Annotated in this window: 23 protein-coding genes and 3 tRNA genes; 17 read left to right on the plus strand and 9 right to left on the minus strand. The window is 45.4% G+C overall.

The features are described 5' to 3' along the window. Positions 1-673: 673 nt before the first annotated feature. Positions 674-1525 (minus strand): CDP-diacylglycerol--serine O-phosphatidyltransferase, encoded by an 852-nt coding sequence (gene pssA / locus Q4Q57_RS01965; protein WP_012088507.1) that lies wholly within the window; start codon positions 1523-1525, stop codon positions 674-676. Between the two features lie 94 nt (positions 1526-1619). On the opposite strand from pssA, the gene Q4Q57_RS01970 reads away from it, so the two are divergent. Beyond that, positions 1620-2087 carry a DUF4124 domain-containing protein gene (locus Q4Q57_RS01970; RefSeq protein ID WP_012088506.1) on the plus strand — a complete coding sequence of 156 codons (468 nt, stop codon included), beginning with the start codon at positions 1620-1622 and terminating at the stop codon, positions 2085-2087. A 252-nt stretch (positions 2088-2339) separates the two neighbouring features. Here the strand turns inward: Q4Q57_RS01970 and clpB are convergent, their stop codons facing one another. The 3 genes from clpB to rluD all read right to left on the minus strand — a co-directional run bounded on the left by clpB (position 2340) and on the right by rluD (position 6821). Next, the gene (gene clpB / locus Q4Q57_RS01975; protein ID WP_006080593.1) at positions 2340-4913 is read right to left on the minus strand and encodes an ATP-dependent chaperone ClpB; all 2574 of its coding nucleotides are present in this window, start codon (positions 4911-4913) and stop codon (positions 2340-2342) included. Between the two features lie 198 nt (positions 4914-5111). After that, complete coding sequence (pgeF, locus tag Q4Q57_RS01980; RefSeq protein WP_311889493.1) at positions 5112-5846, minus strand: peptidoglycan editing factor PgeF; 735 nt, start codon at positions 5844-5846, stop codon at positions 5112-5114. Continuing rightward, positions 5847-6821, minus strand: coding sequence for a 23S rRNA pseudouridine(1911/1915/1917) synthase RluD (rluD, locus tag Q4Q57_RS01985; RefSeq protein ID WP_006080591.1), 975 nt, complete (start codon positions 6819-6821; stop codon positions 5847-5849). It abuts the gene before it with no gap. Positions 6822-6943: 122 nt separating this feature from the next. On the opposite strand from rluD, the gene Q4Q57_RS01990 reads away from it, so the two are divergent. The 6 genes from Q4Q57_RS01990 to hmpA all read left to right on the plus strand — a co-directional run bounded on the left by Q4Q57_RS01990 (position 6944) and on the right by hmpA (position 11571). Next, positions 6944-7705, plus strand: a complete 762-nt coding sequence (locus tag Q4Q57_RS01990) for an outer membrane protein assembly factor BamD (RefSeq protein ID WP_006085778.1) — start codon at positions 6944-6946, stop codon at positions 7703-7705. Positions 7706-7934: 229 nt separating this feature from the next. Then, positions 7935-8010 (plus strand) — tRNA-Phe (locus tag Q4Q57_RS01995). A 54-nt stretch (positions 8011-8064) separates the two neighbouring features. Next, positions 8065-8151: transfer RNA gene (locus Q4Q57_RS02000), tRNA-Leu, on the plus strand. Positions 8152-8237: 86 nt separating this feature from the next. Then, positions 8238-8324 (plus strand) — tRNA-Leu (locus tag Q4Q57_RS02005). 166 nt (positions 8325-8490) lie between these two features. Beyond that, positions 8491-10116 carry a methyl-accepting chemotaxis protein gene (locus tag Q4Q57_RS02010; protein ID WP_107946730.1) on the plus strand — a complete coding sequence of 542 codons (1626 nt, stop codon included), beginning with the start codon at positions 8491-8493 and terminating at the stop codon, positions 10114-10116. Between the two features lie 261 nt (positions 10117-10377). Then, a complete protein-coding gene (gene hmpA / locus Q4Q57_RS02015; RefSeq protein WP_311889494.1) occupies positions 10378-11571 on the plus strand; it encodes an NO-inducible flavohemoprotein in 1194 nt (397 codons plus the stop codon). A gap of 139 nt (positions 11572-11710) precedes the next feature. Here hmpA and Q4Q57_RS02020 read toward each other — a convergent pair whose 3' ends face one another. Then, entirely contained in the window at positions 11711-12418 is a 708-nt protein-coding gene (locus Q4Q57_RS02020) for a 16S rRNA pseudouridine(516) synthase (RefSeq protein WP_311889495.1), read from the minus strand. Between the two features lie 161 nt (positions 12419-12579). Here Q4Q57_RS02020 and Q4Q57_RS02025 point away from each other — a divergent pair, with 161 nt between their 5' ends. Next, positions 12580-13506 (plus strand): tetratricopeptide repeat protein, encoded by a 927-nt coding sequence (locus Q4Q57_RS02025; protein ID WP_107402444.1) that lies wholly within the window; start codon positions 12580-12582, stop codon positions 13504-13506. A gap of 105 nt (positions 13507-13611) precedes the next feature. On the opposite strand, the gene Q4Q57_RS02030 is transcribed toward Q4Q57_RS02025, so the two are convergent. Continuing rightward, positions 13612-14235 (minus strand): metalloregulator ArsR/SmtB family transcription factor, encoded by a 624-nt coding sequence (locus Q4Q57_RS02030; RefSeq protein ID WP_311889496.1) that lies wholly within the window; start codon positions 14233-14235, stop codon positions 13612-13614. A 147-nt stretch (positions 14236-14382) separates the two neighbouring features. Between Q4Q57_RS02030 and Q4Q57_RS02035 the strand changes: the two genes are divergently transcribed. Then, positions 14383-14997 carry an NADPH-dependent FMN reductase gene (locus Q4Q57_RS02035; protein ID WP_006085784.1) on the plus strand — a complete coding sequence of 205 codons (615 nt, stop codon included), beginning with the start codon at positions 14383-14385 and terminating at the stop codon, positions 14995-14997. A 56-nt stretch (positions 14998-15053) separates the two neighbouring features. Continuing rightward, positions 15054-15470 carry a VOC family protein gene (locus tag Q4Q57_RS02040; RefSeq protein ID WP_006080581.1) on the plus strand — a complete coding sequence of 139 codons (417 nt, stop codon included), beginning with the start codon at positions 15054-15056 and terminating at the stop codon, positions 15468-15470. Between the two features lie 104 nt (positions 15471-15574). On the opposite strand, the gene Q4Q57_RS02045 is transcribed toward Q4Q57_RS02040, so the two are convergent. Then, positions 15575-15913 (minus strand): DUF1971 domain-containing protein, encoded by a 339-nt coding sequence (locus Q4Q57_RS02045; RefSeq protein WP_259520643.1) that lies wholly within the window; start codon positions 15911-15913, stop codon positions 15575-15577. A 312-nt stretch (positions 15914-16225) separates the two neighbouring features. On the opposite strand from Q4Q57_RS02045, the gene Q4Q57_RS02050 reads away from it, so the two are divergent. Continuing rightward, positions 16226-16696 (plus strand): YcxB family protein, encoded by a 471-nt coding sequence (locus Q4Q57_RS02050; protein WP_311889499.1) that lies wholly within the window; start codon positions 16226-16228, stop codon positions 16694-16696. Positions 16697-16768: 72 nt separating this feature from the next. On the opposite strand, the gene Q4Q57_RS02055 is transcribed toward Q4Q57_RS02050, so the two are convergent. Continuing rightward, positions 16769-17332: an acetate uptake transporter gene (locus tag Q4Q57_RS02055; protein ID WP_006080576.1), complete on the minus strand. Its 564-nt coding sequence runs from the start codon at positions 17330-17332 to the stop codon at positions 16769-16771. 779 nt (positions 17333-18111) lie between these two features. Here Q4Q57_RS02055 and Q4Q57_RS02060 point away from each other — a divergent pair. The 5 genes from Q4Q57_RS02060 to Q4Q57_RS02080 all read left to right on the plus strand — a co-directional run bounded on the left by Q4Q57_RS02060 (position 18112) and on the right by Q4Q57_RS02080 (position 21985). Then, a complete protein-coding gene (locus Q4Q57_RS02060) occupies positions 18112-18348 on the plus strand; it encodes a hypothetical protein (RefSeq protein ID WP_006080575.1) in 237 nt (78 codons plus the stop codon). Between the two features lie 364 nt (positions 18349-18712). Beyond that, positions 18713-19576, plus strand: coding sequence for a MipA/OmpV family protein (locus tag Q4Q57_RS02065; RefSeq protein WP_037391137.1), 864 nt, complete (start codon positions 18713-18715; stop codon positions 19574-19576). 5 nt (positions 19577-19581) lie between these two features. Beyond that, positions 19582-19992: a DUF3019 domain-containing protein gene (locus Q4Q57_RS02070; protein ID WP_259215086.1), complete on the plus strand. Its 411-nt coding sequence runs from the start codon at positions 19582-19584 to the stop codon at positions 19990-19992. Further along, on the plus strand, positions 19992-20705 hold the full coding sequence (locus Q4Q57_RS02075; RefSeq protein WP_006080570.1) for a response regulator: 714 nt from the start codon (positions 19992-19994) through the stop codon (positions 20703-20705). Before Q4Q57_RS02070 ends, Q4Q57_RS02075 begins: the two co-directional genes overlap by 1 nt. Positions 20706-20716: 11 nt before the next feature. Next, positions 20717-21985 carry an ATP-binding protein gene (locus Q4Q57_RS02080; protein WP_311889503.1) on the plus strand — a complete coding sequence of 423 codons (1269 nt, stop codon included), beginning with the start codon at positions 20717-20719 and terminating at the stop codon, positions 21983-21985. An 86-nt stretch (positions 21986-22071) separates the two neighbouring features. Here the strand turns inward: Q4Q57_RS02080 and Q4Q57_RS02085 are convergent, their stop codons facing one another. Continuing rightward, positions 22072-22377, minus strand: a complete 306-nt coding sequence (locus Q4Q57_RS02085; protein WP_028759256.1) for a DUF1289 domain-containing protein — start codon at positions 22375-22377, stop codon at positions 22072-22074. 177 nt (positions 22378-22554) lie between these two features. Between Q4Q57_RS02085 and Q4Q57_RS02090 the strand changes: the two genes are divergently transcribed. After that, entirely contained in the window at positions 22555-23091 is a 537-nt protein-coding gene (locus Q4Q57_RS02090; protein WP_311889504.1) for a DUF4136 domain-containing protein, read from the plus strand. Positions 23092-23113: the final 22 nt, after the last annotated feature.

A 23113-nucleotide genomic window follows, 5' to 3' on the forward strand; every position in this document is an offset into this window, starting at 1 on the left:
CATTTGTTTCCGCTTTTAAAAAAGCAAAACCAAAATTATGTACATATTGCTATGAACACTCTTCATCATTGATTTAATTCTTTGACTGCCAAACCGAAGGTTAAGCAGTTTCGATTAACTCAACACCTGTGAGTGTCCACACAGATTTCTTGTTTTATCTTGTTAAAGAGCAACTCAATATCCGTAAGAGGACTTGAGTACCACACTGAGCGCCGAACGCTTCCAAGTGGCTAGGGCTGCGTATTCTACGCATTTCCCGTTTCGCGTCAAGGAGTTTTTGCAAACTTTCTCAACACTCATCAATTAGTAAACTCATTGATGAACTGTCACATCAGGTTGCTTAACGCTGTCTGCCGTGTCAGTGGATGCGCATTATAGGGAGCAGGAGATTTTGTGCAAGGGCTTTTTTAGCAATCTGCGCCAAGCGAATGAATAACCACCAAACTGCAGAAATATACTGCAATATTGAGCAATATCGCTGTTTGGGTTAATAAGTCTGGCAGAATAAATCACCTATTGCAGAGGTTTTAATAGATTGAATGGGCATAAACAGAAGTTGATAGCTATTTTTCGCTATATCTATCAGCAAACCTCTAAAAGCGTTATGCCCAGTGTGATGTCTTACTCTTGTTTGTACCTAGCTAATGATAAACAATGATCAAATGCACGAGCCCTAAGGTTTATGCTCTTCTTGTTTCTCTTTCTCGAGATCTGTAACGACTTGAGTTTGTGCAGCGGCTTGGGCCGAGGGAACCGTCTCGACACTCGCCGCGATATCATCTCCTACAACGTGAGCGACTTTGAGCTTTCTCACGGTTCGAATCGTAATGATCGGGCCTGAAATCGCATATAAGTAGAAGCCGACACATAAAATCAATGCAGGTTGCACCGACACCACCACAAACACACCGACGACCAGTAAGATCACGATAAAGTTGACCTTGCCGCGCCAATCAATTTCTTTGAAGGAGTGATAGCGGAAATTGCTGACCATCAGTAAACCGGTTGCTGCCGTAACAAGGGCCGCAATCCAACTGATATTTCTTCCATCGAGACTGTATTGGTTACCAAGCCAAATACTGCCAGCAATAACAGCGGCGGCAGCTGGGCTGGCGAGACCTTGAAAATAACGCTTATCGGCAACGCCAACTTGCGTATTAAATCGAGCAAGCCTGAGTGCTGCACCTGCGCAATAGATAAATGCGGCCAGCCAACCAATTTTACCTAAGTCCGCTAATGCCCAATTGTAGGCGAGTAGTGCTGGCGCCATTCCGAAGGACACCATATCGGCCATACTGTCGTACTCAGCACCAAAATCACTTTGGGTATTAGTCAGTCTTGCCACTCGTCCATCGAGCCCATCACAAATCATGGCAATAAAAATGGCTATCGCTGCGGCTTCAAAGTTAGCATTCATGGAAGCAATTACGGCATAAAAACCTGAAAACAAACCCGCTGTGGTAAAAAGGTTCGGTAATAAATAGATACCTTTATTCTTTACTGTTTGATTTGAAGAATTTTGCATACACTTATTACGCTAGTTCGGTGAAGAGAAGTTAGCTTTCAAGATAACATATTTTATTATCATGTCGATGAGAGACCAGTTAGGGATGATTTCGATGTTAAAAGTGAACACGTTCAGCACTATGCTATGCCGATGGTTTTGGCTCGGCCTTTTCATTGGCCCCGTTTCTGCGGGCGTTATCTATACTTGGGTCGACGAAAATGGGGTGACGCATTACAGCCAACAAGCCCCGCAACAAGAAAACATCAAAGCAGAAAAACTCTACAGTGAAGATTTAGAGCAGGCGAAAGTGGGTTTTATCGCACCGGTAAAGAAAGCGGAAGCCACTTCTGAAGCCAATCAATTAGAAAAGTCAGCGGCGCTGATTAAAGAGAAAGATGCTAAACAGGCTCAATCCATTTGTGAGAGTGCTAAACACAATTTAGATATTCTCACAACGCACACTAAGCTTATCCGTCAAACTTCCGATTCGGGTGAATCTGTCGCTATGACAGAGGAAGACCGCCAAGCCTCGATTGCTCAGCAACAGGAAAGAATCAAACTCTTCTGTGATAAGAAGTAGCCATTAACGAACAACGATTAACGCTAATGCAATAAAAAAGGAGCCGAGTTAAAAACTCGGCTCCTTTCGTTTTAGTACTTGAAGCGGGAGCGATACTGACTAAGAAAGCGCTATCTCTTATTGCAAGATAGTTTATTTCAAGCTCGTTCATTCAAGAACGCTTATTTCAGTTCGCCTATTTCAACCTATCCAACTTCAAGCTTGCGATTAACGTATCGCATTCAAACAACACACTAAGTGACTAGCGACTGGTTATTGCTCGAACACTAACTCGCCACCCGCACAGCTGACCTTGATCGGTTTACCCGGTAACAAGTCGCCACGCAGTAATTTCTGCGCCAGCGGGTTTTCGACTTCTTGCTGCAATGCCCGTTTCAACGGTCTTGCGCCATACACAGGATCGAAACCAATTTCCGCAATCAATGATAATGCGTCGTCGGTGATCTCCAATGTATAGTCCTTTTCCGCCAAACGTTGGCGTAAGGAAGCAATCTGTATCGAAGCAATACGCTTGATATTGGCAGCATCCAATGGATGGAACACCACAGATTCATCGATACGGTTTAAAAACTCGGGTCTGAAACTGTGAGTAACCACATTCATTACCGCCGCTTTCATCTCTGCATAGGTCACTTGACCAAATCCTTCTTGGATAATGTCGGAGCCTAAGTTCGAGGTCATGATGATCACTGTATTTCTAAAATCTACAGTACGACCTTGACCATCGGTTAAGCGTCCATCATCAAGCACTTGCAGTAAGATGTTAAACACATCGGGATGCGCTTTCTCGACTTCGTCGAGCAATATCACCGAATACGGTTTACGACGAACGGCTTCCGTTAAGTAACCGCCCTCTTCATAACCTACGTATCCAGGAGGCGCACCCACTAAACGCGATACTGAGTGTTTCTCCATAAACTCAGACATATCAATGCGCACTAAGGCCGATTCGGTATCGAATAAAAACCTCGCCAGTGATTTACACAGCTCAGTTTTACCCACACCGGTTGGGCCTAAGAACAGGAACGAGCCTATCGGGCGATTTGGATCCGCCAGACCCGCGCGGCTACGACGAATCGCATTCGCGACCGCATCGACGGCTTCGTTTTGGCCTATCACCCGCTCGTGCAGCGCCACTTCCATTTGCAGTAATTTTTCGCGCTCGCCTTCAAGCATTTTCGATACGGGTATTCCCGTCGCTTTCGACAAGACTTCGGCGATTTCGAACTCAGTGACCTTGTTACGCAATAACGTCATGTCCTGCATTTCGGCTTGCGATGCCAAATCGAGCTGTTTTTCAAGCTCAGGAATACGACCGTATTGCAACTCAGACATCCGAGTTAAATCACCCGCACGACGCGCCACTTCTAAATCCATTCGAGCCTGTTCGAGATCGGCTTTAATATGCTGAGTTCCCGCTAGTGCGGCTTTTTCAGTACGCCAGATTTCGTTCAACTCTGAAGCTTTAGCTTCAACGTCACGTAATTCCTCTTGCAGATGGTCAAGCCTGCGACGGCTCGCCTCATCATTTTCTTTGGCTAACGCTTGCTCCTCCAGTTTGAGCTGGATAGCACGTCGTTCAAGCCGGTCGAGTGACTCAGGTTTTGAGTCCATCTGCATGCGGATGCTCGATGCCGCTTCGTCGATCAAATCGATCGCTTTATCGGGCAACTTACGGTCCGACACATAACGGTGCGACATAGTCGCCGCCGCCACAATCGCCGGATCGGTAATTTCCACATGGTGATGCAGCTCGTAACGTTCTTTCAGGCCACGCAAAATGGCAATGGTGTCTTCAACGCTTGGCTCATCCACCAGCACTTTTTGGAAACGACGTTCAAGCGCCGCATCTTTTTCAATGTACTGACGATACTCATCAAGCGTGGTAGCGCCCACACAGTGCAAATCACCACGCGCTAACGCAGGTTTGAGCATGTTACCCGCATCCATTGCGCCTTCACCTTTACCGGCGCCGACCATAGTATGCAGCTCGTCGATGAAGAGGATCACTTGACCTTCTTCCTGCGCCAACTCATTAAGTACCGCTTTTAAACGTTCTTCGAACTCACCGCGATATTTAGCGCCCGCAATCAATGAGCCCATATCGAGGGATAAGACGCGCTTATTTTTAATCCCCTCAGGGACTTCACCATTAACGATACGCTGGGCAAGTCCTTCAACAATCGCCGTTTTACCCACACCCGGTTCACCGATAAGGACGGGGTTGTTTTTACTGCGACGTTGTAACACTTGGATCGTGCGGCGAATTTCATCGTCACGGCCGATCACAGGATCTAACTTGCCTTGTTCGGCTCGCTCGGTCAGATCGATAGTAAACTTCTTCAACGCTTGGCGTTGATCTTCAGCGTTCGGATCATCCACTTTTTGGCCGCCGCGCATTTGTTCAATGGTTTGCTCCATCAACTCTTTGGTCGCGCCGGCTTTTTTCAACGCTTGCGCGAGGGCATCACCTCCTTCTAACGCAGCTAATACAAATAACTCGCTAGAGATATATTTGTCTTTACGCTTTTGCGCCAATTTATCGCACAGATTTAATAAACGTATTAAACCTTGGGATAATTGCACATCGCCGCCGGTACCTTCGACTTGAGGTAAGCGCTCAAGCTCTTGACTCAAAAGCGAGCGCAGCGCACTCACGCGAATGCCAGCTTGGGTCAATAAGGGATGGATTGAACCTGAATCTTGGTTCAACAATGCCATCATCAAATGCAGCGGTTCAATAAACTGATGATCACGCCCGAGTGCGAGAGACTGGGCATCTGAGATGGCAAGCTGAAATTTATTGGTCATACGATCGAGTCGCATACAGCCTCCTAAAACTCACAAAGTAGAGATATGCCAATCCACAAGATATCTTGCCAATTTAGTGGCGTTAAATCAGTACCGCTAATGGAGAGATCTCAATAGGATTGGTATTACATTTCGTTAGTTAAAAGATGGGGGCTATTTAGCCAAATTCAAGCGGATAACGAGGAAATAAATATAAATTGTAGGGGAATTAACTTAAGACTTAAGCCAGATCAACGATGCCATGCGCCCCGTCACCTTATCGCGACGATAAGAGAAATAATCGGTGTCACTGACAGTGCAGATATCGGCGCTATAAATATGCTTGATGCCGAGTAAACTCAAGCGTAATTTAGCCAAGCCAATAATATCGGCCAGATACTTGTCACCACTGGGAATAAAACATGCAGCCGCATGTGGATGTAACCCACAGAATGCGTGCTTCACTTCGACGCCCACTTCAAATTTTTGCGGACCAATGGCCGGGCCTAGGTAAGCAATCAACTCATCCATAGGAGAACTAAACTGCGCCGCGGTGGCCTCAATCACGCCATCACATAAACCGCGCCAACCGGCATGGGCCGCAGCCACTTCAGTTCCCGCTTGATTACACAGCAATACAGGTAAACAATCGGCGGTCATTACAGCGCAAACTTGGCTCGCTGTTCGGCTAAAACTGGCATCGGCAATCGGCGTATCCGCAGCCTGAGCTAAGCTCAGCATATCTAAATTGAGCACATGGGTACCATGGACTTGCTCAAGCCAGACAGGATCGGCAGTTAACGCTAATTGTTTGCAGAGTAATTCACGATTAGCCATCACCTGCTGTTCAGCATCTCCGACATGCAGTCCAAGATTCAAACTGTCATAGGGATACACGCTCACACCGCCATGACGATTTGTCATAGCGATGCCAACATTAGCAGGAACAGGCCAATCGTGATCAAACACTTAGAGATACTCGATCGGATGCTCTACCGTGTCTTGACGCAGTGCTTTAGTCAAAATCACCATGTCTTCAGGAATTGGCGCTTGCCAGCTCATGATTTCACAACTCACTGGGTGAGCTAATTCTAGACGGACTGCGTGCAGCGCTTGGCGCTTAAAGTTTTTCAGGATATCGAAAAACTCTGGGCTCGCGGCTTTAGGCGGTTTTGGACGACCACCATACACAGGATCGCCCACTAACACGTGGCCTATGTATTCCATGTGCACACGGATCTGGTGAGTACGGCCAGATTCTAGACGTAATCTCAGACGTGTGTGGTTACGGAATTTTTCCGCGACACGGTAATGCGTCACCGCAGGTTTACCTGAGTGCAGCACGGCCATGTGAGTACGTTTAGTAAGATGGCGACCAATCGGCTCATCCACAGTACCGCCACCAGTCATAGTCCCCATAACAATCGCTTCGTATTCACGAGTGATTTCACGGGCCTGCAAAGCGGCAACTAAATGGGTTTGCGCTTCAACGGTTTTGGCAACGACCATCAAACCTGTTGTATCTTTGTCCAGACGATGCACAATACCCGCACGTGGCACATGCTCAATATCAGGACAATGGTGCAATAGTGCATTCATCAAAGTGCCATCGGCATTGCCAGCACCTGGGTGAACCACCAATCCAGCTTGCTTGTTGATCACGATAATGTCGTCATCTTCATAGACGATATCCAGATCAATGGCCTGCGCCGCGGCATGGACTTCTTCTTCGAGAGTGGCGTCTATGAGTATCTGTTGCAGCTCATAAACTTTCTCGCGGGGCTTATTAACGACAACGCCGTCAACATGAACTGCATCAGATAGGATCCATTCCTTGATGCGCGTGCGCGAGTAATCTGGGAACAACTCTGCTAGGGCCTGATCTAATCTCAGTCCAGTTTGTGTTGCCGAAATCTCGCTTTTTAGATTAATCTCTTGTGTCATAGGAACCGTATCCCCGTTTAGGGGTCAAAAAATGTGTGCTATCTGTTACAATCGGATGTTTTCTATTTTATAGTGAAATGGAAAAATTCTTAACTACAACTTAAAAAGAATTGAATTCAAGTATGTATAAATTTTCCAAAGGCGTTACCTTAGTCCTATTTTCACTAGCGTTATCAGCCTGTAGCAGCAGCCCTGATGATAACGACATTGCCGCCAAAACGTCACCTGATGTGCTTTACACTCAGGCAAGAACCTCTATGGAACTTGGCAATTACTCTAAAGCTGTCCGTTCTTTGGAGGCGTTAGACTCACGCTTCCCCTTCGGACCTCACAAAACTCAAGTCCAGTTAGACCTGATTTATGCTTACTACAAAATGGACGATGTCGCTTCGGGGATTGCGAACATAGACAGATTTATCCGTCTTAATCCTACCCACCCTGATATTGACTATGTGTTTTATATGCGCGGTTTAGTGAACATGCAAGCCGACAACTATTTGTTCCACGATATGCTTAATATCGACCGAACCGATCGTGACCCTAAAAATGCTCAAGATGCTTTCAAAGATTTTGATCGTCTTATCAAAACTTACCCTAACAGCAAATATGCCGCCGATGCGCAAAAACGCATGTTAGCGTTGAAGAATCGCTTAGCAAGATATTCAATCCAAGTTGCCGAATATTATCTCAAGATGAATGCATGGAGCGCCGCAGCAATCCGAGCACAATCTGTAATGGAAACATATCCTGGCACCCCTTCAAATGAACGGGCATTAGAGATAATGATAGAAGCTTATGGCGAATTAGGTCAGAGCAAGCTGAAGCAAAACGTGCTCATGGTAATGCAAGCTAACTATCCAAACAATGAAATCTTATCAAACTAGCCGAGAATGCCCCTTTAATAGGGGCATTTTTTTGCTTTGTTACCCAAGTTAACCCATCACTGGATATTGCTAAGTCCCCAGCGTAGATAGTGGTTTGACTATTTTTAGCTCGCCACTTGCAGCGTAAATGACACTTTCGTGTAAATCTTATCCAACCGAGTCACTTTTTACGTTATTTAGTAAAAATCTATTGACTCAAAACCCGAAAAGCCTTTAAATTGCGCCCGTCGCCCGAATAGCTCAGTCGGTAGAGCAGAGGATTGAAAATCCTCGTGTCCCTGGTTCGATTCCGGGTTCGGGCACCATCTTTAAATTGGTTGCTTCAGTGACTAATGTTAGAGAACTGCAATAGGTACAGTGCAGGTGTGGTGGAATTGGTAGACACGCCAGCTTCAGGTGCTGGTGCTCGCAAGGGCGTGGAGGTTCAAGTCCTCTCACCTGTACCAAATTGCAGTTCAACGAATGAAACAAAGCATTAAGATTGTTTCTTCGGTTTTAAGATTACTCATTCGATGAAATTTCGGATAGCCATGCAGATGTGGTGGAATTGGTAGACACGCCAGCTTCAGGTGCTGGTGCTCGCAAGGGCGTGGAGGTTCAAGTCCTCTCATCTGTACCAACATTTAAACCTCGCTTAGCGAGGTTTTTTTGTATCTGAAACAAAATAAATCCTCTGTTACTCTCCCTTCTTTCCGCTGATTTGCTATACCTAATGTTACAGACTCATCGTAGGGATAGCTCGAGCTCTGCCTAAAGGACTCTTTAGTTCACTGAGGCTATCCCATATGAACGGTCTACAAATAAAACAAAAAATGTTTATCGGCATTTTGGTCCCCCTTGCAATGTTACTGACGATTGGTTTTCTCGCCATTAATATGATGGGCAATATTGAGTCGGGTGTTGAACGCATCTATAACGACAGAGTGGTGCCGCTGGATGATTTAAAAGTGATTGCCGATAAGTATGCGGTCGATGTTATCGATGCGGTCAATAAGGCGAACGCGGGTGGTTTCACCGCCTCGCAAGCGGCTGAAGCGCTAGACAGTGCCAAATCGACTATTACTCAACATTGGCAAAAATACCTATCTACCGAGCTTACCTCAGAAGAATCCCGACTCGTAAAACAAGCCGAAGTGCTGTTCTCCCCCGCGAATCAACAGATTGATACCCTGATTTCGCGCTTAAGAGGATTAAACGGTGATGTTTCAAGCCAACTCTCAGCCAATATCCTGCCGCTGTACCAAGCAATTGATCCTATCAGTAACCAAATATCTGAACTGATTGCACTGCAAATCCGCGTGGCGGGCGAAGAAAAAGATCGTGTAAATGCCATTTATCAATCTTCAATCACTATTTTTGCGGCATTAGCCTGTGCCGCCATGATCATCAGTATTGTGATTGGACTCTGGGTCAATCAAAGCGTGATGAATCCCATTAATGACATCCTTGGTAAACTGAAAAGGATCCATCAAGACTCTGATCTCACCGTCAGATTCACCACTTTTAATCACGATGAGCTAGGGCAAATATCCACTAGCCTCACCCAAGTGATTGAACACTTACGGGGCATTCTTCATTCCATTGCCGAGGCGGCAACTACGGTCAACAGTTCGGCAAATGAGTTAAGTAGCTTCACCCAAGCCACCAATAAACGAATGCAACAGCAACAAGCCGAAACGGAGCAGACTGCAACGGCCATGAATGAGATGACGGCCACCGTTGCCGAAGTCGCCCAAAGCGCATCTGCCGCAGCGGATTCAGCCAAAGATGCCGATACCTATGCCGCTAACGGCAATAATATTGTGATGCAATCGATTAGCAGTATGTCGCAGCTTTCTGATCAAATTCAAAAAACGGCGCAGGTCATTGGATTTTTATCTAATGAAAGCCAAAATATCGGCCGCGTACTCGATGTGATTAAGAGCATTGCCGAACAAACCAATCTACTGGCACTCAATGCCGCCATTGAAGCCGCACGGGCGGGAGAGCAAGGTCGCGGCTTTGCAGTCGTTGCCGATGAAGTGCGAACCTTAGCGCAACGCACCCAAAAATCGACTCAAGAAATTGAGGCCATGATTGCCACCCTACAACAAGGGGTTAAAGAAGCCGTCAGCGCCATGGAAATAGGTATCAATCAAGTAGATGATGCCAATGATAAAGCCAATCAGGCGGGTCAAGCGCTGAAAGAAATTGTCACCTCAGTAGACAGCATCACCGAGCTAAATACCCACATTGCGACCGCCGCTGAAGAGCAAAGTAGCGTTGCCGAGAGTATTAATCGCAGCATTATTGCCATCAGCGATATCGCCGAGCATTCCACAGCTTCGGCGGCGGAATTAAGTGAATCTGTGATTAATTTGACTAAGCTCGCCAGCAGCATGCGCAATCAAGTGAGCGCATTTAAGCTCTAATTTAACTCAATCAACCACCAAACGACTGCAACCATTTTTGCTGTTGCAGTCAAATTCCCCTCTATTTACATCATCTGTAACCCATTGAAATAGAATATCCGTTTCATCATTTCTCGATTTAATTTCTCCTTCTGTTGAACACTTCAAATGATCTCAGCCTCGTTATCGATAGCACAGATAGCGATAATCTCTATTGATCCAAATCAAATAGATCTTTAAACTTATTAAACATTCATAATATTTACATGTTAAGGATTTTCTATGTTGGACAGCCGTACTATCCAAGTTATCAAGAGCACCATTCCCTTACTCGAATCAGCAGGTCCTGCGCTGACGACCCATTTTTATCAACGTATGTTCAAACATAATCCTGAATTGAAAGATGTGTTCAATTTGGCGCACCAACATTCTGGTGGTCAGCCTGTCGCCCTGTTCAATGCCGTCGCAGCCTATGCAAAAAATATCGAAAACTTAGCGGTACTGAGTTCAACGGTTGAGCGCATTGCCCAAAAACATACGGGATTTCTGATCAAACCTGAGCAGTATGCGATCGTCGGCAGCCATTTATTGGCAACGCTTAAAGAATTAGGGGGCGATGCGGTAACAGAAGAAGTGTTAGAAGCTTGGGCACAGGCTTATGGATTTTTAGCCAACATCTTTATTCAGCGAGAAGCACAGATTTATCAAGCGCATGCAGAGCAAGATGGTGGCTGGTTGGGTGAGCGTCAGTTTGTCATTAGCGCGAAAAATACCGAGTCCGCAGTCATCACCTCCTTCATATTGACGCCCGAAGATGGCAAGCCAGTTAAAGATTTTATCCCTGGTCAGTATTTAAGTTTGAAGCTAACACACCCGAATTTGGCATATGAAGAAATCCGCCAATATTCCTTATCCGATGCACCAAATGGCACCAGCTACCGCATCAGTGTGAAACGCGAACTCGGCGGACAAGTGTCGAACCTGCTGCATGATGCGATACACGTCGGCGACAAAATCGCAGTGATGCCACCCGCGGGGGACTTTACCCTAGAAGTCGCGGCGGACACGCCCGTAGTGCTCATTTCGGCTGGTGTAGGCCAAACACCGATGAAAAGTATGCTCAATCAATTACTCAAGCTGCAGCATCCCAGCACTATCACTTGGCTGCATGCCTGTGAGCAAGGCGCCGTACACGGGTTCAAGCAGGCTATCTACGCCAAGCGCCAGCAACATCATAATCTGACGAGTCATGTTTGGTATCGTGAGCCAGCCCCAACCGATAAGTTGGGTGATGATTATGATTTCGAAGGGCAAATGGAGTTAAGTAAAGTCGCCGAACAGTTGCTTCCCCACGCACGTTATTATTTCTGCGGCCCCATTGGATTCATGTCAGCCATCAAGCAACAACTTCTCGCTCTGGGTGTCGCGGCTGAAAACATGCACTATGAAGTGTTCGGCCCCCACGCAGATCTTTAATGGCATGACACGGACTTGAGGAAATTCACGCTCAGGTCCGTTTGAATGCTTAGCTTTTATGCTTAGCTTTCATTGTTAGCATGGCAACCAATAACGACATGAACGATGAATGCTTGATGTACTTTACTGTTCATCATTTTTAACGGATAGAGGCAACTTCAGCCGCAGTAAGTGCGCGACTTTCACCCGGAGCGAGTTTTTCATCGAGCACAATATCGCCTATCGATAATCGATGCAAGCCAACAACCGGATTGCGGAACCGACCAAACATCCGCTTGATTTGATGATACTTACCTTCATGTAAAGTCACTTCAGCTACGTTATCAGCGAGGATAACCAGTTTAGCGGGTTGGGTTGTAATATCTTCAAAGCCAAAATACATCCCTTCGGCAAATGCAGCGATGTATTCTTCGGTTATGGGATTAGCTAAGGTAACCCGATACACTTTGTCGACCTTGTGTGTGGGTGACATCAGCGCATCAGACCAGCGGCTATCATTGGTCAATAATAACAAACCCGAAGAGTTTAAATCTAGTCTGCCAGCAATATGCAACTCATCACGGGCTTCGCAATCAAGCAAATCAATCACTGTTTTATGCTGAATATCTTTGGTAGCACTCACCACTCCAATCGGCTTGTGAAGCATCACATAGACGGGCGCATTGGCCTGCAGTATGTGCTCATCGAGTTGTATGCGGGAAAACTCATCCACTTGCCTATCCATGTCCTTCTCTATCAATCCATCGACGCACACTCGGCCCGATAATAGCAGTTCACGCACCGCTTTACGGTGCGTGTGTAACTGGGTACAAAGATAACGATCGAGTCGGCCGCGCTTAGATTGCATAAAACCACAAATGACGAAATATGAATGGGATAGCCATTCTAGCAGGATGCAAGTTCAGCTCATAGCAAGCCGAACTTGAGGGTTATCACAAAGGCTATTCTGGGCTAAATTGGATCGAACGAGGTAAAATTTGTTAAGCTAGGCGCTCAATTCATCTTACTGTGAGTGGTTACCGCATCAAAAACTTATCCGCAAGTCCCGCTTTAATACGTTCGAACCTGCTATTTTTAGCCTTGTTTTTAGTGACGCTAGCGAGCTCTTTTTTCGCCCAAGCAAACGATGCAGTTAATCCTCCTGAAGCGGCTCGCCCCTCCGCTATCCATGATAAACCGCTGGTCGAGCGTTACGTCCTCGATGAACTTAAATCCCTCAGACACGATCAACAGGATCTCGAGCGTCGTCTCACCATCGACATCACCGACCGCGAACTCGCCGTAGCTGACAAATCGATGAATTACGCCAATGTCACTGTAACTTACTTCTTCTACATCATTGCGGGTGTCGCCTCGTTAGTCGCCTTTATCGGTTGGCAATCCCTGCGAGAAATCAAAACGCACACCGCCAAACTGGCTGCTAACCAGCTGCAGAGTATTGCCGAACAATACGAAGAAAAGTTCAAAGTACTTGAGCAAGAACTCAAGCGTAAGAGCCGTACTATCACGGACAATAATCGCGAGATTGAGATCATCAATGAAATCCATAACCTCTGGCTACGGGCGCAAAGTGCGCAAACGCCAGAGCAGAAGATTGAAGTCTATGATGAGATTCTCACGATTCGACCTGGGGACTTAGAAGCACTAACCTACAAGGCTGACGCCGCAATGGAGATGCGCGAATTTAACTGGGCACAAAGCCTATGTAATCGCGTTCTGGAAGTTGACCCGACTAACGCTCATGCTTTTTATCAAAGAGCCTGTGCCTTTGCTTGCTTAGGGGTTGAAGATAGAGCGATTTCTGATTTAGAACGCGCCATTCATAACAGCGCATCCTTCAAGGAACTGGCCTTAGATGAGGCGGACTTCTCACAACTTAAAGGACATACTCGCTTCGAGACCTTATTGGCCTATCACGAACCTGAAAAAACCTAAGCTGCTAAGTTCTAAGCTCCGCACTAACGCTTGATATATGGCGTTGGCGCTCATTGGCGTTTTATCCTAAAGATAAAGCGCCATAAATGAGCGGTTTAAGTCCCACTAGTGAGGAATAGCCTCAATCTTATATGCACAGCGGCGTGCACCTTCGATGATATGTTCTTCGCGACTCACCACCGCGATATCGGCGAATAATTGCTGGAAAAGTTGTAACTCTGAGCGGCAAAAGTTTAAACACTTAGTCGCTGCGGCGCAGATAGGACAATGATTTTCGAGTAAAAAATACACGCCATCTATGTGTTCCATCGTCGCCATATAACCTTCGTTCGAGCGTAATTTCGCAAGGATGTCCAAACGTGTCGGAATATCTGTCGCCCCCACCATAGCGGCACGATATTGGACTAACGCACTTTGCTCCCTGTGGTCGATAAGCTTATCTAAGCCTTGGTCGCCAAAAATCATTTTCACCGAATCAATTAGCTGTACCGTCAATTCCTCATGGCGATCGGCAAAATGACTGCGGCTTTGTTCCGTCAATCTCCAGTAACGTGTTGGGCGACCACGACCTTCGACTCTATCTTCGATGTCCACATCGCCTGCGTCTTCTAAAGCTTGAAGATGTTGACGCACGCCCATCGTCGTTAACGCCAATTCCTCCGCTAAGGTTTTAGCGGTAAGTGGGCCATGTAACTTGAGCAATTGAATAATCTTATCAGTGGTTTTCATCTGAACTCTCCGATGGTAGCCAGCGCATTATCTCCGATCCAGTCCCGCTTTAACAGATTAAATAAACTTTTTTATTTACTTTATCCTTTACAAGGTTAAATAAAGTAATTACCTTATAAATAATTTATAAACAAATAGGTTTACTTAATGAAATTACTCATCATCAGCACCAGCCAAAGACCCGACTCCCAAAGTGCTAAAGTCGGTCGTTATATTGCCGAAAGCAGTTTCTCATCTCCCCATGCTATGGGTTACACCAGCATACATCACTTAGAGTTATGCCAATTTAACCTGCCATTTTGGGATGGAGAGGAAGACAACAAGGGGGAGCACTGGCCAGAAATAGAACAAAGCGTGGATGAAGCCGATGCGCTAGTGCTTATCACCCCGGAATGGGGCGGCATGGCATCACCACTACTGAAGAACTTTTTATTGATGTGTACTCGCGAAGAAACCGCCCATAAACCGGCACTGTTAATTTCTGTTTCAAGCGGAATTGGCGGTACTTATCCCATCGTTGAAGTGAAGATGAATGCACTCAAAAACAATAAATTAGTGCCCATTCCCGATCACTTGATCATCCGCAATGTTAGCAATGTACTCAATGCCGTTCCCGAAGGTGCTCGAGATATCGCACTCAGGGAAAGAGTGCAGTACAGCTTGTATATGCTGCATCAATACGCCCAAGCATTAGCGCCCATTCGTCAACAACATGCCGGACAAGCGTACCCAAAGCAGCAGGAATACTGTTACGGTATGTAAGCGGCTTGAGATTTTAACCACCAGCAACAGACTAAAATCATTACAAGGAACGCATTATGATTCATTTAGAGCATATCAACTTAGTCGTAGACGACATCCCCGCAGCACTGCGCTTTTATCAAGCGGCTTTTCCCCACTGGCGTGTACGCGGTGGCGATAAGGGCACTTGGTACGGCAAACCTCGTAATTGGATTCATTTTGGCGATGATTATCAATATATTGCTTTTAGTGATAATGGTGAGGGAGAAAACCGAGATTTAACTGGCCATCAAATTGGACTGGCGCATTTTGCCTTTGTGACCGACAACTTAGATGCTGTGATAGCAAGATTGACCCAAGCAGGCTTCCCGATTGCCAAAGATGGCATGGAAGATCCCTATCGACGTAATATTTACTTCTTTGACGCCCATGGTTTTGAAGTGGAATTTGTCGAATATTTAACTGATATTCCAGCAGAGCGAAATCGCTATTAGCGTAAGTCGTTATTAAAAAAGTGGCCAACTGCAGCCGCGAACCGTGCGAATTGGACTGAGTATTAGTTGCTAGATGTTAGGTGCTAGATGTTAGGTGCTAAGCACTATTCACTTCGCTCTGATTGCTGCTGTGCCGCTATGGCGGAATCTTTATGGGCATAAAAGTGGAGTCTGAACTGGGTATCTTCAGTCAGTAGCTCCACTTTGTGCCAATACTCGGGATGAGAAATGGCCGTTTCACCGGCGCGAATGATGATCTCTTTATCTAACTCGCCTCTGCTGCCCGTAAAGCCATAGAACTTTAAACTACCCGTTAGCACTTGGATCTGCCCATACACGCCAGCCTTAGTATTGTGCATGTGCAACAACATGTTAGGGACGTTGTCACGGCTGAAAACCGGCGTTGATTTGTAATTAACAAAATCTTTAGGGACTAAGGCCATTATGCTTTCGCACTCCTTGAGGAACTCATGGGGATCGAATAACGCTGACGACAAGACTAATATAGCCGTTGCAGCATTTCTGTCCAACTCCCAGTGTTAGCTTCATCGAGGTTATCCTTCCAACATTGGCATAGGACGCGACGCCGCACTTACCCATACTCACGCGAACGACCATAGCACTTTAGATATTAGCTACTTTATACGTAGCGACTTAATACACTAGCAACTTTATGCATTCGTTACTTTAGTTACTTTCATCACTGTAATCGCTACACTAGCCCGCATTAAGCTGCACCTAAAGTAGATGACATTATGCCGACACCCTATTCTTACTCAACGACCTATATTTTAGATAAAGCCCATTTCGATGAGTGCTATACCCAATCTGTCGTGCCTGATCCCACGCTCAAACCTTACTACAAAGCCATAGGGTTGGGCCTGATAGGTATCGCGCTGATCTTCACCGACATTAGCCTCTATTTAGCTTACTTCTTCGTTGGACTCGGCGTTATCGAGGCGCTCAATGTGAAGTATCACAAGGCATGGTGGTTGATGCGTCAAATGATGAGTAAAGCGGCCAGCAATGAGGTCACGCTCACCATTGATGAGCAAGGGATCCACACTCAATCCATGTCAGTGACCAGCCAAATTTTATGGACCGACATTTACCGGATTAAAGAAACTGAAAAAGGTTTCTTGATCACCCACAAGGCAGGCACGAGTTATGTATCCTTGCGTAGCTTAGATGAGGCAGCTGCGGCCTATATTAGAACTAAAATCTAGTCCCGCTAAAAAACACCCATAAAAAAGGCTGATCTGCATCAGCCTTTTTCATAACTCTTCATTGCTGAATCGTTACTTTTTCAATTCACCAACCGGTAAAATCGTGCGGCCATACTCATTATTGAGCACCTGCGCCATCGCAAAATAAATCGCACTCGCACCACAGATGATCCCTTCAAAGCCAGCAATAGTGCCAATCAAGGCGCTGCCCGTGAAATCACGCGCAGCCAGCAGGAAAAATAAGAGCGTCAAAGAAGCAAATACAAACTGCTTAGCTCGTGGATAACGCAAAGAACCCACAAACATAAATGCGGTGAATATGCCCCAAAGTGTTAAATACCAGCCCATAAAATACGTTGGACTCGCCGCAATGCCCGCATTAGGCATTAAGATTAATCCCACTAATGTTAACCAAAACAACCCGTAAGAGGTAAATGCCGTCGTACCGAAAGTATCGCCGCGCATAAAACACATAATACCCACAATCACTTGACCAATGCCGCCGTAAAAAATCCCCATGGCTAAGATCATAGAATCAATAGGGAAATATCCCGCGTTATGGATGTTTAACAAAATCGTTGTCATACCAAAGCCCATTAAACCTAATGGCGCTGGATTAGCCAGTTTTGTAGACACAGAGTTCCCCTAGAGAAAAATCAATAATTCAATAAAAATCAACGGCATTAACCGTAAACCTTATGTTCTCGCACCTGCGAGAGCCGCGCATTCTAGAGGATAGCTACAACCTTGGCAACGAAATCATTAAAAATGAATAAGTAGCAATAAATACAAAATAAAAACATACACTTAAAATTAAACATACTGAAAATAAACCAAGTCCTAATTTTGATTAAAAATTAATTCTTTTCAATTCAATATTCTAGGAAGAAAGCCGACTACAACCTGCTTCATATCGCATTTTATGCGACTTTTTATAACTGCCGCATAGTTTAGTATTAAGCGTCCTTAAAACCTTAATCAAAATTAGGGCTAAAATAGCAATAATACTGCACTTAATCGCAAATAAGTGGTTAAGGTGATGTAAGTGGCACTTTTAGAAAAAACCAACTCTGTGATGCCAGATTTAGCCTATTTTAGCCTACGAAGCTAATGCAGGAGTTAAGCACGACTCACTCTGCATATAACCTTTGCACAAAGCCCTTTGCGCTAAAGCCAAACTCAACAGGTTTATCTGTTGGGATAATGACTAAAGCTAAGTCTATTGAACAGCACTTAAGCATCAGATTTGCTTAAAGCGAATCAAGGGAAAACAAGCTAAAAACCTTAACTCCAAAAGGTAAAAATTATTTATATCTAAAACAGAATAGCAGTGATAAATTGCAGATGTTGGCGCAGTGGTATTAAGAGAATGCTTCTTAATCTGTAGTTAACAATACATAACTAAAGGAAATAAAATGAATAAGTTATCAGCTGTTTTCACCCTGTTGGCATTAGTGAGCTTCACGACCCTTGCTGACGACTCATCTTTACCGCCTGCGCCAGCAGCCGATATCGCTCAGCTGAAAGAAGTGTGCCAGCAGATGGCCTCTGAAGATCAAGTCGAGAATGCAGAGCTAAAACAATATGTGCTTGATTGTGTAAACGATCAGCTGACAGAAATGGGCTACAAGTCGGTTACTGAGGTTAATTAATCTTCATTCTAATCCCAACGTTAATACCACAAAAGCGCGTTCTTCAGCTTCATTCAATGCCATTCACTTCTGCGAATGGCATTATTATTTTCAAGTAACACAGCTATTCAGCTCACAATTAATATCATTTCAGTTACAGACGAAACGTATCGAATACAAAATTTAACATCCACAATTAACCGTATGAAAGCCACCAAAATAGGCTTTTAGCATGACTATCAAGGTATTGTGCGATCTACAAATTTACTATTTAATTGATAGCTGTATCATTTTGCATCCCTGCGAATGAAACCACTGTTGAATTGGGCATAAAATGCTAATCTATTTTCCTGTATTATTAACCTCAGCCCTTAATCGTTAAATCATGTATCGCATTCTTTTTGTCCTCATTACAAGTTTAAGTATTTTGCCTTCTGTCGGAATGGCGAAAGAAACCTGCGCATCAGAAAATCAATGCATTGAGATGAACAACTGGGATCTCGGCGTCGCCATTGGCTGGGGACAAAAAAGCAATCCACTCAAGGATTTTGACGATATTCCACTGTTCTTTATCCCCACAGTGGCCTACTACGGCGAACACTGGTTCTTCGATAATGGTAATTTAGGCTACACCTTAGCCGAGCAAGAAAGCTTCACGTTCAATCTAGTAACCAGTTATAGCTTAGATAGAGCCTATTTCTATCGATGGGACCCATCGAATATCTTTTTGAACCGCGGTACACAAGTCGAAGCCAAAGCCATAAATAACATGTCTTTGTCGACAGAACCCGAACGTGAATTTAATTCTTTAGAGACGCGGAACTTCACCCTACTTGGTGGTGCCGAAGCATTCATCTATACCCGACTCGGCATTATTCGATTGGCGTACACCCATGATATGTTTAATGTTCATCAAGGTTCAGAAGCACAAATAAAATGGACCTATGGCTGGGATTACGATCGTTTCATTTTTGAATTCGCACTGGTGTTTGATTGGAAGAGCCAAGCAGTGGTCGATTATTATTATGGCGTTAGACCGAGTGAAAACGCCTATTGGAGTGAACAATATCAAGCAAAATCAGGTTGGGATAAAGGTGCGGAAATGACGGCCCGTTATATATTAACTGACAATTGGGATCTACTGTTGGCAGTTCGTTACACTCTAATTGCCGATGAGATTGCCGCCAGTCCCTTGTTAGACCAAGACTATAGCAGCACCTACTTTATCGGCGCAGCCTATAGGTTCTAACGTTAGTGACGCTGCCTCAGTTAAGCTTGCTTTGCTTTTTTGGTCTAAGCCTCGGCTTGATGGGCCCAAGTTCTGCACAAGCTAAAACTCGCGACTCGTCACTTAAACTCACACCCGAAATTTGTATTACCAGTTCAGAAACTCAGGCCTGCGACGTCTATATTGAACTGCAGTGGGAGCTCGCCAAAGATGAGCTTATCTGTATTTTGTCCGACAATGCCGCCTATCCAAAATGGTGCAGTGATTCAGTTTCAACCCATACGTTAAGCATGAAAATCCACACTATGACGGATATTCAATTTGTCATGGTGAGTAAAGACAGTAACCAAACTTTGGCTGGTGCCAAACTTAAAATCACTTCTGCATCACAACCTCAGGTTCGCAGACGTTACCGCAACCCTTGGAGTTTATTTTAATGACAAGCCCACAATCGAACCACAGAGTATTATTGGTTGAAGACGACGTTCGCCTAGCAAACTTGATTGTAGATTACCTAAAATCCCATGGTATGCATGTTGAAGTTGAACGCCGTGGCGACACAGTATTAACTCGATTAATCAATTACAAGCCAGATATCATACTGTTAGACATTATGCTGCCGGGCATGGATGGCCTCACCCTGTGTGAGAAACTGCCCGACTATTTTGCCGGCCCAATCCTGCTAATGAGCGCGCTTGGCTCAAGCGAAGATCAAATCAAAGGCTTAGAACTCGGTGCCGATGACTATGTGGTTAAGCCCGTTGATCCTGCTCTGTTAGTGGCGCGGATTAACAACTTACTTCGTCGTCAAAATCAGCCACCTCAGGCAGAATCCCACTGCTTGACCTTTGGTAAACTGAGTATCGACCCGCATACCCACGCGATTCGCCTCAATGAAACTGAAATCGATCTCACCAGCCACGAATTCGAGTTGCTGTGGTTACTGGCCTCACAAGCTGGCCAAGTGCTCAGCCGTCAGTATATTTATCAGCTGTTACTCAATATTGATTTCGATGGTAAAGATCGAAAAATTGATGTGCGTATCTCTAGATTACGTAAAAAACTCAACGATAATATCGAGACACCTTTCAGAATTAAAACCGTTTGGGGACAAGGTTACCTCTTTGCCCCTGAAGCTTGGAATAACTAAGCACAGATACAGTGAAACGTCTCTTTATCAGTTTATATCTGCTACTCAGTCTCAGCGTGCTTGGGATTGGCTGGACACTCGACAGCCTGTGGCAGAAAAATGTGGATGACAATAACGCCCTCGATGCGCCATTAGTGGCCTTGGCGCAATTGTTAGCGGAACTGCCTCCCGATATCCGCCAAAGGTATCTGGAGGCGATCCCAGCCAATCCTGTTATGCCGTTGCAATTGCTCAGTGCCGATCAAGTCGCGCTGGCAGACAATCAAGCGCTAAGCACAAGCAAGGTGTTCACTACCACGACCAATGATGATAGCTTGCTGCAATTTATTCGAGTAGACGATCAAGTCTTAATGGCGGGGCCGCTGGACATAGCTCCCAGAGCCAACCTTCGCAGCCTGTTCACCCTGTTCTTTTATTTATCACTCGCCCTTGTTGCGCTAATTTGGGTCGGCCCGCTTTCACGGGATTTGAGCATACTGCGTAAGGCCACCAAAGAATTTGGCGAAGCCAAATGGGACACGCGGATTACCCTGTCAAATCGCTCCCAAGTTAAGCCCTTAGCCAATACGTTTAACGAAATGGCGCGACATATCAGCGCCTTGATTGAGAACCAGAAACACCTATCTAATGCGGTATCCCATGAGATCCGCACGCCACTGGCGAGGCTCAAATTCGCTCTTGCACTTATGCCTATGTATTGTCAGCCTGATTCGGACGAACAAAAGCGCCAAGACTTTCTCGATGAAATGCAGCTCGATATCAAAGAAATGGAAGACTTACTCCAAGAACTGCTAACCTACGCCAGCTTAGAGTCCCAGCGAGAAGGTATCCAGTTAGATGAGTACGATTTAATTAATCTCATCAATCAAAGCATTAAGCGTCTAGAAAGCTTGAGCCCAACACCTATTACCCTTAAAACAGAAGTCGAAAAACTGCCCTTGTTTGGGGAACCCGCATTAATTGAACGTGCGCTGCAGAATTTACTGACCAATGCACAACGCTTTGCCCGCACTGAAATCATCATTGAGGTTAAGCAGACCCAGCACAGGGTCAATTTAAGTGTGAGTAACGACGGCGAACCTATCCCTGCGGTGGATTTACCGAAAGTGTTCGAGCCATTTTATCGCAGCCAATCGGTACAGAATGGCAATAAGGGACACGGTTTAGGCCTTGCGATCATCAAACGGATTATGCAACGACATCAAGGGAATGTGAGTGTTACCAGTGATGCACAACATACTCGATTTAGTTTAATCTGGTCGAAGAAGCGTAAGCTGTAATAGGAAGCGAGATAAGGCTATTATAAGTCAGTCATGAATCCCACTCGCGAATACAAAAAGCGAGTTCCACAAGCCAATTCAACTTATTAGTCTAGCTCGAAGCCACCAAAATCCAGATCGGCTTCGGGCTCAGGCTCAAAATTCAACTGTGGGTTTAACGCTGCTCTTTCTTGCTCTATTTGCGCTTGCCGTGCTTTCATCATCGCCAACTGGCGACGGCGTTTACGTTGAGTGCACAGCCGAATGACATCGTACTTTTGCGCATCTGAAAACGTTAACCAATTGAATCTTTCGTCACGGCTTCGCAGGCAACCATTACAGTAACCGCGCGCATCGGTAACACACACACCGATACAAGGACTCGGGATATCAAAAAAGGCTAACTGTTCCATAACCCGCCGCTATTCCTATCTAAAAATGAACCATACTCAAAACGACCCTTGCTAAAAACAAAGCGTGTGGAATTGCATTCAAAGCGATTCAAATACAACACACTTATCTAAAGTACTTGCAGAAACAACCTTAATCAAGGCACATTGAACAGAGTTTGTACAACTTGGAGCACTATCATGGGATACCGTCACTTTGCCAGTCTGCTCGTCGCTGTTGCCTTATTAAGCGCCTGCAGCAGTAAACCGAAAAATGATTACGATCTCAATTACGACTTCAGCACACTGCACAGCTTTACCCAGCTAACGCCACAGCCAACGGACGACCCACTCAGCGCCCAGCGCATTCAAGTAGAAATCAACAACCAGTTGACTCAAAAAGGCTTTGTCGAAAATACCCAAGCCCCCGACTTTAACGTCGCCTACGCCCTACTGACCCAAGATAAACCTAAGGATTCAGGGTTATCGATTGGATTAGGCACAGGCACATTCGGCCGTTCAGGGGGCATAGGAATTGGCACTAGCGTTGGGGTACCACTGGGCAGTGATACCGCTAAAATTCAAACTATTCAGATAGATATTGTCGACCCAAAAACCAAAGCACTCATTTGGCGTGGTAGCGACAGTTATGATTTCGATGCAGGCGGCAATGAGAAAGCCCAAGATACCGCCAAAGCCGTTAGCCGAATTTTGGCGCAGTTCCCACCGACAAAATGATCAAGGCTGAGTGAGTAAAAAT

Origin of the sequence: Shewanella sp. SP2S2-6, assembly GCF_031931965.1 — a bacterium.
GTDB lineage: Bacteria > Pseudomonadota > Gammaproteobacteria > Enterobacterales > Shewanellaceae > Shewanella > Shewanella baltica.